This window comes from uncultured Microbacterium sp. (assembly GCF_913776565.1).
Taxonomy (GTDB): domain Bacteria; phylum Actinomycetota; class Actinomycetes; order Actinomycetales; family Microbacteriaceae; genus Microbacterium.
Map to the genome: position 1 here is coordinate 12,200 of NZ_CAJYPF010000152.1, position 17,923 is coordinate 30,122.

At 71.2% G+C, this 17,923-nt stretch carries 13 protein-coding genes and 1 pseudogene; 5 read left to right on the plus strand and 9 right to left on the minus strand.

Translation table 11 applies throughout. The features are described 5' to 3' along the window. Positions 1–230: 230 nt before the first annotated feature. Positions 231–611, minus strand: a complete 381-nt coding sequence (locus tag QZ433_RS08255; protein ID WP_295781787.1) for a DUF3040 domain-containing protein — start codon at positions 609–611, stop codon at positions 231–233. Between the two features lie 64 nt (positions 612–675). Here QZ433_RS08255 and QZ433_RS08260 point away from each other — a divergent pair, with 64 nt between their 5' ends. Continuing rightward, a complete protein-coding gene (locus tag QZ433_RS08260) occupies positions 676–1,758 on the plus strand; it encodes a polyprenyl synthetase family protein (RefSeq protein WP_295781790.1) in 1,083 nt (360 codons plus the stop codon). A 49-nt stretch (positions 1,759–1,807) separates the two neighbouring features. Here the strand turns inward: QZ433_RS08260 and QZ433_RS08265 are convergent, their stop codons facing one another. Beyond that, a complete protein-coding gene (locus tag QZ433_RS08265; protein WP_295781793.1) occupies positions 1,808–2,152 on the minus strand; it encodes an Rv2175c family DNA-binding protein in 345 nt (114 codons plus the stop codon). Positions 2,153–2,300: 148 nt separating this feature from the next. Here QZ433_RS08265 and QZ433_RS08270 point away from each other — a divergent pair, with 148 nt between their 5' ends. Together QZ433_RS08270 and pknB are read left to right on the plus strand one after the other, a co-directional pair. After that, complete coding sequence (locus QZ433_RS08270) at positions 2,301–3,302, plus strand: LysM peptidoglycan-binding domain-containing protein (RefSeq protein WP_295781796.1); 1,002 nt, start codon at positions 2,301–2,303, stop codon at positions 3,300–3,302. Between the two features lie 60 nt (positions 3,303–3,362). After that, positions 3,363–5,315: a Stk1 family PASTA domain-containing Ser/Thr kinase gene (gene pknB / locus QZ433_RS08275; RefSeq protein ID WP_295781799.1), complete on the plus strand. Its 1,953-nt coding sequence runs from the start codon at positions 3,363–3,365 to the stop codon at positions 5,313–5,315. Positions 5,316–5,449: 134 nt separating this feature from the next. Here pknB and QZ433_RS08280 read toward each other — a convergent pair whose 3' ends face one another. Genes QZ433_RS08280 through QZ433_RS08290 form a run of 3 tightly spaced genes read right to left on the minus strand, consistent with a single transcriptional unit; the run spans position 5,450 to position 8,448 of the window. Then, a complete protein-coding gene (locus tag QZ433_RS08280) occupies positions 5,450–6,787 on the minus strand; it encodes a class II 3-deoxy-7-phosphoheptulonate synthase (protein ID WP_295781802.1) in 1,338 nt (445 codons plus the stop codon). Positions 6,788–6,796: 9 nt separating this feature from the next. Continuing rightward, positions 6,797–7,510 carry a lysophospholipid acyltransferase family protein gene (locus QZ433_RS08285; protein ID WP_295781807.1) on the minus strand — a complete coding sequence of 238 codons (714 nt, stop codon included), beginning with the start codon at positions 7,508–7,510 and terminating at the stop codon, positions 6,797–6,799. A gap of 2 nt (positions 7,511–7,512) precedes the next feature. Continuing rightward, positions 7,513–8,448: an ROK family glucokinase gene (locus QZ433_RS08290; RefSeq protein WP_295781811.1), complete on the minus strand. Its 936-nt coding sequence runs from the start codon at positions 8,446–8,448 to the stop codon at positions 7,513–7,515. A gap of 155 nt (positions 8,449–8,603) precedes the next feature. On the opposite strand from QZ433_RS08290, the gene QZ433_RS08295 reads away from it, so the two are divergent. Next, positions 8,604–10,430 (plus strand): long-chain fatty acid--CoA ligase, encoded by a 1,827-nt coding sequence (locus tag QZ433_RS08295; protein WP_295781814.1) that lies wholly within the window; start codon positions 8,604–8,606, stop codon positions 10,428–10,430. Positions 10,431–10,613: 183 nt separating this feature from the next. Here the strand turns inward: QZ433_RS08295 and def are convergent, their stop codons facing one another. The 3 genes from def to QZ433_RS08310 are packed head-to-tail and all read right to left on the minus strand — an operon-like array spanning position 10,614 to position 16,664. Beyond that, on the minus strand, positions 10,614–11,105 hold the full coding sequence (gene def / locus QZ433_RS08300; RefSeq protein ID WP_295781817.1) for a peptide deformylase: 492 nt from the start codon (positions 11,103–11,105) through the stop codon (positions 10,614–10,616). Beyond that, positions 11,102–13,210, minus strand: a complete 2,109-nt coding sequence (locus tag QZ433_RS15120; RefSeq protein WP_366761905.1) for a MinD/ParA family protein — start codon at positions 13,208–13,210, stop codon at positions 11,102–11,104. Before QZ433_RS15120 ends, def begins: the two co-directional genes overlap by 4 nt. Before the next feature lie 46 nt (positions 13,211–13,256). Further along, positions 13,257–16,664: a pyruvate carboxylase gene (locus tag QZ433_RS08310; protein WP_295781819.1), complete on the minus strand. Its 3,408-nt coding sequence runs from the start codon at positions 16,662–16,664 to the stop codon at positions 13,257–13,259. Between the two features lie 68 nt (positions 16,665–16,732). On the opposite strand from QZ433_RS08310, the gene QZ433_RS08315 reads away from it, so the two are divergent. After that, the gene (locus QZ433_RS08315; protein ID WP_108320518.1) at positions 16,733–17,545 is read left to right on the plus strand and encodes a ParA family protein; all 813 of its coding nucleotides are present in this window, start codon (positions 16,733–16,735) and stop codon (positions 17,543–17,545) included. Positions 17,546–17,774: 229 nt separating this feature from the next. On the opposite strand, the pseudogene QZ433_RS08320 reads toward QZ433_RS08315, so the two are convergent. After that, positions 17,775–17,923, minus strand: a pseudogene (locus QZ433_RS08320) (MerR family transcriptional regulator); the annotation flags it as partial.

Here is a 17,923-nt window from a genome sequence, read left to right on the forward strand (position 1 = left end):
AAAACAGGGGACTTCTGGGCTGGCGCTCCTCCGTGTACTGTTCGCGGCGTCGCGGCCCGCCGCGTCGACGGCCGCGTCATTCCGGGCCGAGACCGCCATTCGTCGCCCGTGGTGGAGCGAAAGGGAGCGACGGATCACCCCGGGGCAAGGGATGCCGACGCCCGGGCGCACGAAAAAGCACCGACTCCGAAGAGCCGGTGCTTGATCGACGAGGGGGTGAGAGTGCGGGGTCAGGGGCCTTCGCGGCGGCGATCCCAGCGGTCGTTCATGCGGTCCATGAACGAGCTGCCCGCGGTTCGAGATCCGCGCTGCTTGGCGGCACGCGGCGGCGTCGTCGCCGCTCCGCGCGTGGGGGTCACCGCGAAGATGACGCCACCCACCATGAGCACGAAGCCGATCACACCGATCGCGATGCCGAGGAAGCCGGTGTTGAAGCCGATCGAGACGCCCACCACGAGGGCGCCGAGACCGGCGAGCACCAGGATCGAACCGAGGACGATGTTGCGGTAGCTGAGGGCGCGACTGGGAGCCGACACGACGTCGGTGTCGTTACTCATGAGATGACGCTCCATCTCATCAAGCAGACGCTGCTCCTGTTCGGAGAGTGGCATGCATCCCCCTCTATTGTTCGATGCGGACGATTCTACGCGGGGCGTGGATCACTAGGCTAGGCCTGTGCCGACCTCCCAGGAACCGATCGAAGCTGTTTCCCAGCGACTCGACAAGTTCCTCTCCGAACAGCTATCGTACGCGTCCTCGCTGGGGCCCGAGGCCGAAATGCTCACCCGTTCCGGGGCGTCTTCGCTCCGCGGCGGCAAGCGGCTGCGCGCCCGCTTCTGCCTCACCGGCTTCACGTCCGTCGCCCCCGCCGACGCCGGTCCCCACGAGGCCGCTCTGGCCGTGGCGACCTCGCTCGAGATCTTTCACGCCGCCGCCCTCGTACACGACGATCTCGTCGACAACTCCGACACCCGTCGCGGTCAGCCCGCGGCCCATCGCGCGCTGCAGCGGGCCCACCGCGACGCGGCGTGGACCGGGGACTCCGACGCGTTCGGGCGCTCGGGCGCGATCCTTCTCGGCGACCTGCTCGTGGCCTGGAGCGACGACCTGCTCGAAGAGGGGTTGGAGCTGTCCCCCGCCACCGCTGCGGTCACGCGCCGCGCGTACGCGCAGATGCGCCGCGACGTCACGATCGGTCAGTTCCTGGACGTGGCCGAGGAGTCCGCGTACACCGCCTACCCCGACGACACGCACGCCGAACGGGCGTTGCGCGTCGCCTCGTACAAGTCGGCGCGCTACAGCATCCAGCAACCCCTGCTGATCGGCGCCTCGTTGGCGGGCGGCGACGAGGCGCAGCTCGACGCGCTCGGTCGCTTCGGGCACGATGTCGGCATGGCGTTCCAGCTGCGCGACGACGTGCTGGGCGTCTTCGGAGACACCGCGGTCACCGGTAAACCCGTCGGCGATGACCTGCGCGAGGGCAAGCGCACCGTCCTCGTCGCCTACGCACGAGAGGCCCTCCCTGCGACCGAGCGCGCGCGCATCGACGCGCTGATCGGGGATGCGACGCTGGATGCCCCCCAGATCGCCGACCTGCAGCGTCTGATCGTCGACACGGGGGCGCTCGAGCGCGTCGAGCACCTCATCTCGGATTACGCGCGCACCGCGGACGGCGCCCTCGAGGGCGCTCCCCTGCACGACGACGCCGTCGGCGAGCTGCGCGCACTGGCTCGCGCGGCCACGCAGCGCACGGCCTGAGCGACCGCCCGCACTCAGGGCTCAGGGCTCAGGGCTCAGGGCTCAGGGCTCAGGCGAGCGTCGCCGCCACCCGGCGGACCTCGCTCTTGCGCCCCGCGAGCAAGGCCTCGATGGGCGCGAGACCGATGGTGTCCTCGGGGGTGAGCAGCCAGTCGATCGTCTCGTCGGGGTCGAAGCCCGCGTCGTGGAGCACGATGATCGTGCCGCGCAGCGACGGCAGGGGGCGACCGTCGACGAGGAAGACGGCGGGAACCTTGAACACGCCGTCGCGGCGCGAGCCGACGAGGTAGTTCTCGTCGATCAGCCGGCGGACCTTTCCGAGCGGTTCGTCGAGCAGCTCGACGAGGTCGGGGATGGTCAGCCACTCGGTCGCGTAACGGGAGTTCTCGGTCACGTTTCCACTATCTCACCCGGATCGATCGACGGGCGCCGACATCCCTCGCGCCCCACACGTCACATCCGTCACATCCGTCTCACGCGTTGACATCCTTCCCGTGCCGTGTCAGCGTGTCGGGCAGTCGGAAGAACGGAAATCCCCCACCATGCGACGACTCCCCTCCACCCCCCGTCCCGTCCGCGCCGCCGCGGACACCGCTCGCCGCCGCACAGCGATGGTGTGGCCCGCCGCCGTGGCCGGCACGATCGCCCTCAGCCTCACCGGCGAGAACGCCGCACACGCGGCACCGCCCGTCCCCCCGCTCGCCGCGGTGCCCCCCGCCGCCCCGCGCGCCGCCGTCGCGGTGAAGACCGCTGCCGCCGCGCCGGCGACCTACACCGTGCGCCCCGGAGACACCGTCTGGGCGATCGCGCGCGCACACGGTGTCGAGACGGCATCCATCCAGGCGGCGAACGGGCTCGGCCCGGGGAGTGTCATCCAGCCCGGCCAGGTGCTCGCGCTCGGCCCGGCGGCGGCGCCCGTCGACGCGCCCGCCCCCGCCCCCGTCGACGCGACGCATGAGGTGCGTGCCGGCGACACGGTGTCGGCGATCGCGCGGTCGAACGGCGTCTCGGTCGACGCGGTGCTCGCCGCAAACGGCCTCACGCGCGCGTCGATCATCTATCCCGGCGACGTCCTGCAGATCCCCTCGGCCGCTGCCGCGGCGCCCGCCGTGGCATCCGCCCCCGTCACCGCTCCCGGACTCGACGCCGAGCAGAGCGAGAACGCCCGCCTCATCATCCGCATCGGGCGCGAGCTGGGCGTCTCGGATCGCGGGATCGTCATCGCGCTCGGCACCGCCATGCAGGAGTCGTGGCTGCGAAACCTCGACTGGGGGGATCGCGATTCGCTCGGGCTCTTCCAGCAGCGCCCCAGCATGGGATGGGGCACCGCCGAGCAGATCCTCGACCGCGATCGCGCCGCGCGCGTGTTCTACGGCGGTGGCGCCGACCCCAACGGCGCGACGACGCGCGGGCTGCTCGACATCCCCGGATGGGACCAGCTCGCCTACGCCGACGCCGCGCAGGCCGTGCAGATCTCGGCCTACCCCGACCGCTATGCGCAATGGGAGTCCCCCGCCACCACGTGGCTGCAGGTGCTGGGCTGAGACTCAGGTGGCGGTGAGCCGTTGCCCGGGCTCACAGGGGCACCTCCGTAGACTCGACTCGTGAGCACGAGTCAGCAGGCCGACCCGCTGATCGGCCGTCTCGTCGACGGCCGGTACCGGGTGCGCGCGCGCATCGCGCGCGGCGGCATGGCGACCGTGTACGTCGCGACCGACCTGCGCCTGGAGCGACGGATCGCGCTCAAGGTCATGCACGGCCACCTCAGCGACGACACCGTGTTCCAGAGCCGGTTCATCCAGGAGGCGCGCTCGGCCGCGCGTCTGAGCGACCCGCACGTGGTCAATGTGTTCGACCAGGGCCAAGACGGCGACATGGCCTACCTGGTCATGGAGTACCTGCCCGGCATCACGCTCCGCGAACTGCTGCGGGAGCACCGGCGCCTCACGATCGACCAGACCCTGACGATCATGGATGCCATCCTCTCCGGCCTCGCCGCCGCCCACCGCGCCGGCATCGTCCACCGCGACGTCAAGCCCGAGAACGTCCTGCTCGCCGAAGACGGCCGCATCAAGATCGGGGACTTCGGCCTCGCTCGCGCGACCACGGCCAACACCGCCAGCGGCGCGCAACTGATGGGCACGATCGCCTATCTCGCTCCCGAGCTGGTCACCCGCGGCACCGCCGACGCCCGCAGCGACATCTACTCGCTCGGCATCATGCTGTACGAGATGCTCACCGGCGAGCAGCCCTACAAGGGCGAGCAGCCCATGCAGATCGCCTACCAGCACGCCACCGACTCGGTCCCCCGGCCCAGCGCCAAGAACCCCGGCGTACCCGAGCAGCTCGACGAGCTCGTGCTGTGGGCCACCGAGCGCGAGCCCGGCGACCGCCCCCTCGACGCCGGCGCCATGCTCGAGCGCCTCCGCGGCATCGAGAAGGAGCTGGGCCTCGCCCCGCAGGTCGCCCGCGCCGTCGCCGTGGGCACCGCCGGTGCCCCCACCCCCGCCGAGTCGCGCGAGCTGACCAAGGTTCTGCCGCAGACGGCGGCCGTCCCCTCGGCCACCGTCGACGAGCCCGACAACGCCGCACGGCTGCGCGCGCGGACCCGCAAGCGCTCGGCCCGCGGCGTCTGGGCGCTCATCGTGGTGCTGCTGCTCGCCGCGGGCACCGGGTTCACCGGCTGGTACTTCGGCTCCGGTCCCGGCTCGCTCGTCGCGGTGCCCGACGTGTCGGGACGCAGCTTCGCCGACGCGCAGCTGCTGCTGACCGAGCAGCAGTTGCAGGCGCAGCAGCAGGACGTCAACGACCGTGAGATCCCCTCGGGCACCACGGTCGGCTCCGACCCCGCCCCGGGCGAACGTCTCGACAAGGACACCGTCGTGACCGTCTTCGTCTCGATCGGCCCCGCCACGCACCAGATCCCCGCCCTCGGCGGCAAGAGCGCCGATGAGGTGCGCGGCATCCTGCAGGCCGCCTTCGTCGGCGTCGGCGACGATCCCGAGCGACAGTTCTCCGACTCCGGCGAGAACACGGTGCTGGGTGCGTCGATCATCCCGCGTTCCGGCGGCGACGCGGTCGCCTGCACCGACGGCTGCACCGTGTACGAGGGCGACGCCGCCACTCTCGTGGTCTCGCTCGGCCCGATCCCCGACGTCACGGGCGAGTCGCAGAGCCAGGCCCAGCGCGCGCTCGACGGTGTCGGGCTCGCCTACAGCGTGTCGGAGCGCTTCAGCAACTCCGTGGCATCCGGGGTCGTCATCAGCATGGGCGACCGCGACGGCGGCGGGAACTGGCGGCCCGGCGACACCGTCCCCCTCGTGGTGTCGAAGGGGCCCGAGCCCGTGCAGATCCCGGGCGATCTGGTGGGCAAGTCCATCCGCGACGCGGTGAATCAGCTGCAGGGCCTGGGCTTCGAGGTCAACGCCGGCATCGACGACGGCACGCTCCCCCTCGGCTTCAAGTACTGGGACATCTACAAGGTGCGCGCGAGCAACCCGCAGCCGGGTTCGACGGCCCCGCGCGGCGCCACGATCACGCTGACGCCGACGCTCTGAGCCCGGCACCGCCGCTCGCGCCGTCGAGGCGATGCGCGTTCCGGTCGGGCCTCGGCATCCGGTCGCTCCCCCGCCCGTGAACGACGGCGCCCCCGACCGCGGCGGGTCGGGGGCGTCGTGCGTGAGGCGGAGCGTCAGCGCTTCTCGAGCTCCTCGGCCACGAGGAACGCCAGCTCCAGGCTCTGGCGGTGGTTCAGACGCGGGTCGCACAGGCTCTCGTAGCGCGTCGCGAGGGTGGCCTCGTCGATCTGCTCCGAACCGCCCAGGCACTCGGTGACGTCGTCGCCGGTGAGTTCGACGTGGATGCCACCGGGGTGCGTACCCACGGACCGGTGCGCCTCGAAGAAGCCGCGCACCTCGTCGACCACGTCGTCGAAACGCCGCGTCTTGTAGCCCGTCGGGGTCGTGATGCCGTTCCCGTGCATCGGGTCGGTGACCCAGAGCGGCGTGGCGCCCGCGTCGCGGACGGCCTCGAGCAGCGGGGGCAGCGCGTCGCGGATCTTGCCCGCGCCCATGCGCGTGATGAAGGTCAGCCGGCCCGGCTCGCGCTCGGGGTCCAGCTTATCGATGAGCGACAACGCGGTCTCGGCGGTGGTCGTGGGGCCGAGCTTGACGCCGATGGGGTTGCGGATCTTCGAGAAGTAGTCGACGTGCGCGCCGTCGAGCTCGCGCGTGCGCTCGCCGATCCACTGGAAGTGCGAGGACGTGTTGTACGACAGACCCGTGCGCGAGTCGATGCGGGTCATGGGCCGCTCGTAGTCCATGAGCAGGCCCTCGTGGCCCGTGTAGAACTCCACGCGCGTCAGCTCGTCGAAGTCCGCTCCGGCGGCCTCCATGAACTTGATGGCGCGGTCGATCTCGGTCGCCATGCTCTCGTACGCCTGGTTCGCGGGCGTGCTCGCGAAGCCCTTGTTCCAGCTGTGCACCTCGCGCAGGTCCGCGAAACCGCCCTGCGTGAACGCGCGGATGAGGTTCAGCGTCGAGGCGGCGGTGTGGTAGCCCTTCAGCAGGCGCGCGGGATCGGCCTTACGGGATTCCTCGGTGAAGTCGTACCCGTTGACGATGTCGCCGCGGTAGGCCGGCAGCGTCACCTCGCCGCGCGTCTCGGTGTCGCTCGAGCGGGGCTTGGCGAACTGTCCCGCCATGCGGCCCATCTTCACGACCGGCATCGAGGCGCCGTAGGTGAGCACCACGGCCATCTGCAGGACCGTCTTGATGCGGTTGCGGATCTGCTCGGCGGTGGCACCGGCGAACGTCTCGGCGCAGTCACCACCCTGCAGGAGGAAGGCCTGTCCGGCGGCGGCGCGCGCGAGGCGGTCGCGCAGGATGTCGACCTCGCCGGCGAAGACCAGCGGCGGGAGGGTCGCCAGCTCTGCGGATGCCGCGGCCACGGCGGCCTCGTCATACCACTGCGGCTGCTGCTTGATGGGCAGGGAACGCCAATGGTCGAGGTCGGGGAGCTGCTGATTCACCCCTGAAGTCTACTGGCGCGCCGATGGCGCCTTCGCCGCCTGCGCGGTCACGAGACGGTCCTTCACGGTCGAGGCGTAGACGTCCTCGTAGCGCTGCTCGCCGAGGCGCTGCAGAGCCACCATGATCTCGTCGGTGACGGAGCGCAGCACGTAGCGGTCGCCCTCCATTCCCTCGAAGCGCGAGAAGTCGAGCGGCTCGCCGATGACGATGCCCACGCGTCCGACGCGGGGGATGCGCTGCCCGATCGGCATGACGGAGCCGGTGTCGACCATGACGACCGGGATGACGGGCACGCGTGCCTCGAGCGCCATGCGCGCGATGCCGGTGCGACCGCGGTACAGGGTTCCGTCGGGGCTGCGGGTGCCCTCGGGGTAGATACCGAGCAGCTCCCCACGACCCAGGACGCCGAGGCCGGTGTTGAGCGAGGCCTCGGAGGCCTTGCCGCCCGAGCGGTCGATGGGCAGCTGTCCGGTCGCGGTGAAGAACATGCGGGTGGCCCAGCCCTTGAGGCCCTTGCCGGTGAAGTAGTCGCTCTTGGCGAGGAACGCCATGCGACGGTCGATCATCAACGGCAGGAAGATCGAGTCCGAGAACGACAGGTGGTTGCTGGCGAGGATCGCCGCCCCCTCGGAGGGGATGTTCCGCCGGCCCACCATCCACGGTCGGAACACGGCCTTGATGACCGGTCCGATGACCACGTACTTCATGAGCCAGTAGAACATCGTCAGCGCTCCTTCCCGGCGAGGTCGGCGACGCCGATGAGACCGGCGTCGTTGCCCAGGCGCGCGATCGCGAACTCCGCGACCGGACGTTCACCGTACCCCGGCAGCGACGTCTCGTACGCCAGCTTCACCGGCTCGAGCAGATCCGCGCCGAGCTGCGCGACACCGCCGCCGATCACGAACACCTCGGGGTCGAGCACGGCCTGGAAACCGCCGCAGGCCTCGCCCAGGGCCGTCGCGACGCGGCGCAGGGCTTCGATCGCACCGGGATCGCCCGCCAGCACCAGGCGCGACACGGCCGGTCCGGGGATGGCTCCCCGCTCCGCGCGGACGGCGGCGAGGGCCGCGCCGATGCCGCCTTCGTCGGCGATGTCGTTGGCCTCGCGCTGCAGGGCCCGCCCGGAGGCGTACTGCTCGAGGCATCCGTTCTGCCCGCACCCGCAGGGGTGACCGCCGCGCACGAAGCGCATGTGCCCCAGTTCGGCGCCGATGCCGTGGCCGCCGCGGAACAGCTCGCCGTCGGTGACGACGGCTCCGCCGACGCCGGTGCCCATCGTCAGCATGACCATGTCGCGGACGCCGCGGCCGGCGCCGAAGCGGTACTCGCCCCAGCCCGCGGCGTTGGCGTCGTTCTCGATCGTGACGGGGGCGTCGAGGCGCTGCTCGAGGCGCGCGCGCAGGGGCTCGTCGCGCCAGTCGATGTTGGGGGCGTAGATGACGGTGCTGCGGTCGCGGCTGATGAAGCCGGCGGCGGCGACGCCGATCGCGTGGATGTCGTGCGCCCGTCGCAGGTGCTCGGCCATGTCGACGACGGCGTCGACGAGGGCCGCGGGGTCGATGGGGGTGTCGACGCGGAGCTTCTCGATGATGGTCCCGTCGTCGTCGACGACACCGCCCGCGATCTTCGTTCCCCCGATATCGATGCCGACGTTGCGCACCGCGCTCCCTTCCGGGCCGAGCGTGCCGCGCGGCCCGGGAAAGTCTAGCCACCCCCGGCGACCCGCGCGGGGCGGGCCCGTCCCGGGCCGCGCCGATGCATGCGGATAGACTCGACGGAACGCTCGACGTTCTTTCCGGTGCCAAAGGAGTTACCGTGATCCAGTTCGACCTCCCCCCTGTCGTCCCCGCCGATCCCGACGCCAATGCGTCCGATCTGCTCGCCGAGCGCGTCCGCGCGACGCCCGACCGGCCCCTGTTTGCCGTGCCCGACGCCGACGGGTGGCGCGACGTCACCGCCGCCGAATTCGAGCGGCAGGTCGTCGCCCTCGCGAAGGGCTTCGTCGCCGTGGGCGTGCAGCCCGGCGAGAAGGTCGGCTTCATCGCCCGCACCACCTACGACTGGACGCTCGTCGACTTCGCGCTGTTCTACGCCGGGGCCGTCATGGTGCCGGTGTACGAGACGAGCTCACCCTCGCAGATCTCGTGGATCCTGTCGGACTCCGGCGCGATCGCGGTCGTCCTCGAGTCCGCGGAACACGCTCAGCGCCTCGACGAGGTCCGCAGCGATCTGCCGCTCGTGCGCGAGGTGTGGAGCATGCACGCGGGCGACCTCGACCGTCTCACGGCGAACGGCACGCACATCACCGACGAAGAGATCGAACGACGTCGCCACCTGGCGAAGGCCGACGATGTGGCCACCCTCATCTACACATCCGGGTCGACGGGGCGCCCCAAGGGGTGCGTGCTCGTGCACAGCAACTTCGTCGAGCTCGCCCGCAACTCCGCCAAGGCGCTGCACGAGGTCGTCGAGACCCCCGGCGCCTCGACGCTGCTGTTCATCACGACGGCGCACGTGTTCGCCCGGTTCATCTCGCTGCTGAACGTCCACGCGGGGGTCAAGACGGGCCACCAGCCCGACACCAAGCAACTGCTTCCCGCCCTCGGCACGTTCAAGCCGACGTTCCTGCTGGCCGTGCCCCGGGTGTTCGAGAAGGTGTACAACTCCGCCGAGCAGAAGGCCGAGGCCGGCGGCAAGGGCAAGATCTTCCGCGCGGCCGCGGCCACGGCCGTCGAGCACTCCCAGCGCCTGCAGGACGGCAAGAAGATCCCGCTCGTGCTCAAGGCCAAGTTCGCGTTGTTCGACAAGCTGGTCTACTCGAAGCTCCGGGATGCCATGGGCGGACGCGTCGTCTACGCGGTGTCGGGGTCGGCCCCGCTCGGGCCACGCCTCGGCCACTTCTTCCGCAGCCTCGGCGTGGTCATCCTCGAGGGGTACGGCCTGACCGAGACCACGGCGCCCGCGACGGTCAACCTCGCCACGAAGGCGAAGATCGGCACCGTCGGTCCCGTGCTGCCCGGTGTCGGTGTGCGCCTGGCCGACGACGGCGAGATCCAGGTCCGCGGCATCAACGTCTTCCGCGAGTACTGGCAGAACCCCGAGGCCACGGCCGAGGCGTTCGACGGCGAGTGGTTCAAGACGGGCGACATCGGCGCCTTCGACGCGGATGGCTTCCTGGCGATCACCGGCCGCAAGAAGGAGATCATCGTCACCGCGGGCGGCAAGAACGTCGCCCCCGCCGCTCTCGAGGACCCGATCCGCGCCAACCCGATCGTGGGTCAGGTGGTGGTGGTGGGAGACCACAAGCCGTTCATCTCGGCGCTGGTCACCCTCGATCCCGAGATGCTGCCGACATGGCTGGCGAACAACGGCCTGCCCGCCGACATGTCCCTCGCGGACGCGAGCGCGAACGAGAAGGTTCGCGCCGAGGTGCAGGGTGCGATCGATCGCGCCAACACGCGCGTCTCGCGCGCCGAGTCGATCCGCAAGTTCACGATCCTGCCGACGGAGTGGACCGAGGCCAGCGGGCACCTCACGCCCAAGATGAGCATCAAGCGCAACGTCATCGTCGCCGACTTCGCCGACGCGATCGAGGACATCTACGCCGTGCCCGTGAACACGACCAACGTGTCGCTCCCCTGATCCCGGATGCCGAGAACGGCCCGGTCCCCACGGGGCCGGGCCGTTTGCGTGACGAGCGCAGGAGATGTCACGTGAACAGGGCGATCCGTCGCGGATCCCCCTGTCTCGGACGCACCCTCCTGTTCTCGTGACGCCGGCGAGGGCCGACCGAGGGGACGGATGCCGGCATCCGTCCCCTCCGTCTCAGAACCAGTCGCTCTCGCGCACCTGACGCATCGCCTCGCGACGCGTCTCGGCGGGAAGGCGCGAGAGGTACAGCATTCCGTCGAGGTGGTCCGTCTCGTGCTGCAGGGCTTGGGCGAGCAGCCCGTCACCTTCGAGCACCACCTCGTTGCCGTCGAGGTCCTGCCCGACCACCCGCGCCCAGGGATAGCGGATGGCGTCGTGCCACAGGCCGGGGACCGAGAGGCATCCCTCCCCCACCGGCTCGGGCTCACCGCGCGTCTCGACGAGCACCGGGTTGAGCACGTAGCCGATGTCGCCGTCGATGTTGTAGCTGAAGGCGCGCAGGCCGACGCCGATCTGCGGGGCCGCGACCCCGGCGCGCCCGGGGAGCGCGACCGTGTCGAGCAGGTCCTGCACGAGGGCGCGGATACCGTCGTCCACCACGGTGATGGGCTCGCTCGTTGCCCGCAGGACGGGGTCGCCGAAGAAGCGGATCTGACGGACGGTCATGCGGCACCCACCGGTGCCCGCAGACCCTCGACCACGGCGGCGGCGAGCTCGCGCGCGGCCTGGCGCGTCGCGGGCTGCAGGTCGCGGAACGCGATCGCGCTGCCCGCCGCGATCCGCGGGTCGTACGGCATGCGGATGACGGTGCGAACGCGCGAGCGGAAGTGCGCCTCGAGCTCGTTCTCGCGGACCAGAGGTGCACCCGGGCGGCTGTTGTTGAGCACCACCACGGCGTCGCGCACGCGGGAGCCGTAGCCGTTCGTCTCGAGCCACGTGAGCGTCTCGGAGGCCAATCGCGCCTCGTCCACCGACAGGCCGGCGACGATCACGAGGGTGTCGGCGAGATCGAGCGTCGCTCCCATGACCGAGTGCACGATACCCGTGCCGGTGTCCGTGAGCACGATCGAGTAGTAGTGCGCGGCGACGTCGGCGACCTGGCGGTAGTCGTCGTCGCTGAACGCCTCGGAGACCCGCGGATCGGAGTCGGATGCCAGGACGTCGAGGCGGGTGGCATCCCGGGCGACGATCGAGGAGATGTCGTTGTAGCCGGTCACCTCGTCGTGGGCGCGGACCAGGTCGCGCACCGTGCGACCGTTCGGGCGCCCCACGCGATCCGCGAGCGTTCCGCGGTCGGGATTGGCGTCGACGGCGACGACGCGGTCATCGCGCGCGTCGGCCAGCGCCATCCCGAGCAGGGACGTGACGGTCGTCTTGCCCACCCCGCCCTTGCGCGAGAGCACCGGGACGAAGCGCGCTCCTCCGGTCAGCGGCGCGGAGATGCGGCGGTCCAGTTCCTTGCGCTCGCGCGCGCGACGGCCGTCGCCCAGATTGATGCGCTGCCGCGACACCGAGTACACGAGCTGCTGCCAGAGTCCCTCGGGCTCGGGGCGCGCGATCTGACGCGGATCGAGCAAACGGTCGGCGGTGAGCAGGTCGCTGCTCTCACGCTGGTCGTCGATCTGCCCGATGCGCTTGGACGTCAGCGCGACCTCGGGCGCGGGGGTTCGGACCCGCTCCATCGCGTGGGCGCGGTCCACGCGCGCCACCTGCTCGGCGGTGCGCGCGGCCTCGTCGGCCTGATTCGCGCCACGGCGGGTGAGCGGGATCGTTCCGATGACCCCGGTCGCGGCGCGCTCGGCGCGCGTGGCCGGGACGGGTCCGGTCGCCGGGGGGCGGGGGGCCTCGTCGGCAGGAGCCGGCGGGGCGGCGGTGGGCGTGGGGGGGGTGGCGGCCGGGCTCTCGACGGCGGGGGCCCCCAGGGACGTGGCCTCGACCGGGACGGTCGCGGCGGCGTCGGGCTCGACGGGCGATGCGGTGTCGACGGCCTGCTGCGCGGGGGCGGGCGTCCAGGGGGCGTGCGTCAGCGGCTCGGCCTCGGGCGCGCCCGGGACGGGCTCGGCCTCTCCCACCGCGGGGTCGCTCAGGTCCTCCGGCTCGGCGGCGTCGGCCTCGAACAACTCGACGTCCTCGACCACGTCGAGATCGTGCAGGTCGGACGCGGGGTCGCTCTCGTCGCCGCCGGTGCGGTCGTCGCCGTCCTCGTGCGCGGGATCGGCGGGTCCGTCCGCGTCGGGGGTGGCGTGCGCCGACACGTCGTCGACCCGGGCGTCCGCGCCGTGCGCGTCGACCGTCATCGGCTCGCGCGGCTCCTCGCCCTCGTCGGTGCCGGGGGTCGCGGCATCCGTCCGCGGTTCGTCGTCGACGACCTCCGCGTCGAGGACGTCGTGGAGGGTCTCGGCCTCGCTGTCCTCGTCGTGCGGTTCGAGGATGATGTCGCCGGTGGGCAGCTGCTCGACGTGGTGCTCCTGCACCAGGTCGGGCTCCTGCCCGGGGGACTCGTCGTTCCGGGGGGCGGGATCGGCCGTGGCCTCGGACGACGGCAGCTCGCCGAGGGCGAGGTCGTCGGGGGCGGACTCGATCGGGATCTCGTCCTCGATCACGTCATCGTCGATGTCGTCGTCATCCGAGGGCACCGGCAGGTCGACGCTGACCTGGGCGATGTGCCCTCCCAGGATCGTGATGCTCGCCGTGTCGAGGTTCCCGCTCTCATCGAGCACGCCGTGCTCGGCGCCCTCATCGGGATTCGCGTCGGTGCGGTCGGGGGTCACTGCAGTCTCCAAACGGGAAGAGGGCGCGAAAGCGCCCCCTCCCAGGCTACTGCGCGGGACGGATCACCAGCAAAAGGTCGCCGGCCTCCACCTGCTGCGTGGCGCCGATCGCGACACGCTCGACCACCCCGTCGACGGGCGCGGTGATGGCGGCCTCCATCTTCATCGCCTCGATGGACGCGACCGCCTGACCCGCGCCGACGCGGTCGCCGACCGCGGTCTTGAGCGTGACGACGCCCGAGAACGGAGCCGCGACCTGACCGGGCTTCGAGGTGTCCGCCTTCTCGGCCTGGCGGGCCTCGACGTCGATCGAACGGTCGCGCACGAACACCGGTCGCAACTGCCCGTTCAGGGTCGTCATGACCGTGCGCATGCCCTTGTCATCCGCGTCGCCGACCGCCTCGAGCCCGACGAACAGCTGCACGCCCCGCTCGATCTCGACCGTGTGCTCACCGCCGGCCCGCAGTCCGTAGAGGTAGTCGGCCGTGTCCAGCACGCTGAGGTCGCCGAACGTGGCGCGGGTCTCGAGGAAGGTGCGCGTGGGCCCCGGGAACAGCAGGGTGTTCAGGCGCGCGCGGCGTTCGCTCGACTCCCCCGCGAGGGCGGCGGTGTCGTCATCGGTGAGCGGTGTCGTGCCGATCTTGGCGTCGCGACCGGCCAGCACCTTGGAGCGGAACGGCTCGGGCCAGCCGCCGGGCAGGTCGCCGAGCTCACCCGCCATGAACGACACGACCGAGTCGGGTACGTCGTACTTCTCGGGGTTGCGCTCGAAGTCGGCGGGGTCGGCCTTGACGGCGGCCAGGTGCAGCGCCAGATCGCCCACCACCTTCGATGACGGCGTCACCTTGGGCACGCGCCCCAGGATGCGGTCGGCCGCGGCGTACATGTCCTCGATGAGCTCGAAGTCGTCGGCGAGCCCCAGGGCGATCGCCTGCTGACGCAGGTTCGACAGCTGACCCCCGGGGATCTCGTGCCGGTAGACGCGTCCCGTCGGGCCGGCCAGGCCCGACTCGAACGGGCGGTACAGGTGGCGCACGGCCTCCCAGTAGGGCTCGAGGTCGCTCACCGCGGCCAGATCGATACCGGTGTCGCGTTCGGTGTGGGCGAGCGCTGCGACGAGGGCCGAGAGCGACGGCTGGCTCGTGGTGCCGGCCATCGGCGCGGACGCGGCGTCCACGGCATCCGCTCCCGCCGCCGAAGCGGCCAGGAGCGTGGCGAGCTGTCCTCCGGCGGTGTCGTGCGTGTGCACGTGGACCGGCAGGTCGAAGCGCTCGCGCAGCGCCGAGACAAGGCGCGCCGCGGCCGCCGGTCGCAGCAGACCCGCCATGTCCTTCACGGCGAGGATGTGCGCGCCCGCCTCGACGATCTGCTCCGCGAGGCGCAGGTAGTAGTCCAGGGTGTACAGGTCCTCGGCGGGATCGAGCAGATCGCCCGTGTAGCAGACCGCGACCTCGGCGACCGAGGTCCCCGTCGCCCGCACCGCGTCGATCGCGGGCCGCATCTGCGACACGTCATTGAGTGCATCGAAGATGCGGAAGATGTCGACACCGGATGCCGCTGCCTCGGCCACGAACGCATCGGTCACTTGCGTGGGGTACGGGGTGTACCCGACGGTGTTGCGTCCGCGCAACAGCATCTGGATCGCGACGTTGGGGAGGGCCTGGCGCAGCGCGTCGAGGCGCTCCCAGGGGTCCTCACCGAGGAATCGCAGCGCGACGTCGTAGGTCGCCCCGCCCCATGCCTCGACCGACAGCAGCCCGGGCGTCATCCGCGCGACGTACGGCGCGACCCGTGCCAGGTCGCGCGTGCGCACGCGCGTCGCCAGAAGCGACTGGTGGGCGTCGCGGAACGTCGTCTCGGTGACGGCGAGGGCCGTCTGCTCGCGCAGGGCACGGGCGAAGCCCGCCGGTCCGAGCTGCTGCAGGCGCTGACGCGAGCCGGCGGGAGCCGCATCGGCGAGGTCGAGGCGCGGAAGTTTGGCCCCCGGGTCGATCGTCAGCGGGTTCTCGCCGTTCGGTCGGTTGACGGTGGTGTCGACGAGCCAGGACAGGATCTTGGTGCCACGGTCCTTGGACTCGCGGCCCTTCAGCAGCTCGGGGCGCTCGTCGATGAACGAGGTGCTGAGGTCACCGGCGACGAACGCGGGGTCGTCGAGCACGGCCTGCAGGAACGGGATGTTGGTCGAGACCCCGCGGATGCGGAACTCGGCCAGCGCGCGCCGAGCACGGGCGACCGCCGCGGGGAAGTCGCGGCCGCGGCACGACAGCTTCGACAGCATCGAGTCGAAGTGCGGGCTCACCTGCGAGCCCGCGGCGGTCGTACCGCCGTCCAGGCGGATGCCGGCACCGCCCGGCGAGCGGTAGGTGGTGATCTTGCCCGTGTCGGGTCGGAAGCCCTGCGTGGGGTCCTCGGTCGTGATGCGGCACTGCAGCGCTGCGCCGCGCAGGTGGATGTCGTCCTGCCGCAGGTGCAGCTCGGCGAGGGTCGCGCCCGCGGCGATGCGCATCTGCGACTGCACGAGGTCGACGTCGGTGACCTCCTCGGTCACGGTGTGCTCGACCTGGATGCGCGGGTTCATCTCGATGAAGACGACCTCGCCCGCGCGCGGGCCCGCCGTCTCAAGGAGGAATTCCACGGTCCCGGCGTTCTGGTAGCCGATCGACCGGGCGAAGGCGACCGCGTAGCGGTGCAGGTCCTGACGCACCGCGTCGTCGAGGTTCGGCGCCGGAGCGATCTCGATGACCTTCTGGTGACGACGCTGCACGGAGCAGTCGCGCTCGAACAGGTGCACGGTCTCGCCCGTGGCATCCGCGAGGATCTGCACCTCCACGTGGCGCGGACGCTGCACGGCCTGCTCGAGGAACATGCGCGGGTCGCCGAAAGCGCTCTGCGCCTCGCGCATGGCCTCGGCCAGAGCCGGTGCCAGCTCGCCCTTGGACTCCACACGGCGCATCCCGCGCCCGCCTCCACCGGCGACGGCCTTGGCGAAGACCGGGAAGCCGATCTCATCCGCCTGCGCCAGCAGCTCGTCGACGTCGTCGGACGCGGGCGTGGAGCGCAGCACCGGCACTCCGGCGGAGATCGCGTGCTCCTTCGCCGTCACCTTGTTGCCCGCCATGGCGAGCACCTCGGCGGGCGGCCCGATGAAGGTGATGCCGTGAGCCGCGGCCTTCTCGGCGAGCTCCGGGTTCTCGGAGAGGAACCCGTAGCCGGGGTAGATGGCATCCGCCCCGCACTCGCGCGCGACGCGGATGATCTCGTCCACGTCGAGGTAGGCGCGCACGGGATGCCCGCGCTCCCCGATCTGGTAGGCCTCATCGGCCTTGAGGCGGTGCAGAGACGCGCGGTCCTCGTAAGGGTAGACCGCGACGGTGCGCGCTCCGACTTCGTAGGCGGCACGGAACGCACGGATGGCGATCTCCCCGCGATTGGCGACCAGGATCTTCGAGAACATGCGCACCTCACGTCAAGCTGGCGGAGCTGAATGTGCTCACAGCCTAGGGGACGGTAACGTGGACTCTCGTGCACGTACTCTCCGTCAGCTCTCTCAAAGGCGGGGTCGGCAAGACGACCGTGACACTCGGGCTGGCTTCGGCCGCCTTCGCACGTGGCGTTCGCACTCTCGTCGTCGACCTCGACCCCCAGTCCGACGTGTCGACCGGGATGGACATCCAGGTCGCCGGCCGGCTCAACATCGCCGACGTCCTGGCGAACCCCAAAGAGAAGGTCGTCCGTCAGGCGATCACCTCGAGCGGGTGGGCGAAGGTGCATCCCGGCACCATCGACGTGCTCATCGGCAGCCCGTCGGCCATCAACTTCGACGGACCGCACCCGAGCGTGCGCGACGTCTGGAAGCTCGAAGAGGCCCTCGCCACGATCGAGAGCGAGTACGACCTCGTCCTGATCGACTGCGCTCCCTCGCTGAACGCCCTCACCCGCACCGCGTGGGCCGCGAGCGACCGCGTGGTCGTGGTCACCGAGCCGGGATTGTTCTCCGTCGCCGCCGCCGATCGCGCACTGCGCGCGATCGAGGAGATCCGCCGCGGTCTGTCGCCGCGCCTGCAGCCCCTCGGCGTCGTGGTCAACCGCGTGCGCCCGCAGTCGATCGAGCACCAGTTCCGCATCAAGGAGCTGCGCGACATGTTCGGCCCCCTCGTGCTCAACCCGCAGCTGCCCGAGCGCACCTCGCTGCAGCAGGCTCAGGGCGCCGCGAAGCCCCTGCACGTGTGGCCCGGCGACTCGGCCCAGGAGCTCGCCGCCGATTTCGACGCCCTGCTCGACCGGATCGTGCGCACCGGCCGGATCCCCGTCGCGTCCGAGGCCCCGCAGGCCTAAGACCCCTCCCCGAGAGCGCCGTCCCGCTGCGCCGCAGCCGGGGCGGCGTTCTGCGTCCGCGCGGTCCATCGGGCGGCCTGGAACCCGTCGGAAGCGCTTGACCCCGTCAGAGGATCCGGCCGACCGTGACAGGCCGGGCGGGCTGCGAGGATCCCGAGCCCGTCAAAGGGGTCAGACGAAAGAATCCCGGATGCCATGGCATCCGGGATCCGAAGAGGGTGAGGGAGCGTCAGGCGGTGCGGGCCGCGCGGCGGGCGGCGAGCTCGTCGATCGCCTCGGGGCTGGCCTTCTCGAAGTCCACCAGCGTCGACTCGACCTCGCGCAGCACCTTGCCGACCGCGATGCCGAAGACGCCCTGGCCACGGCTGACGAGGTCGA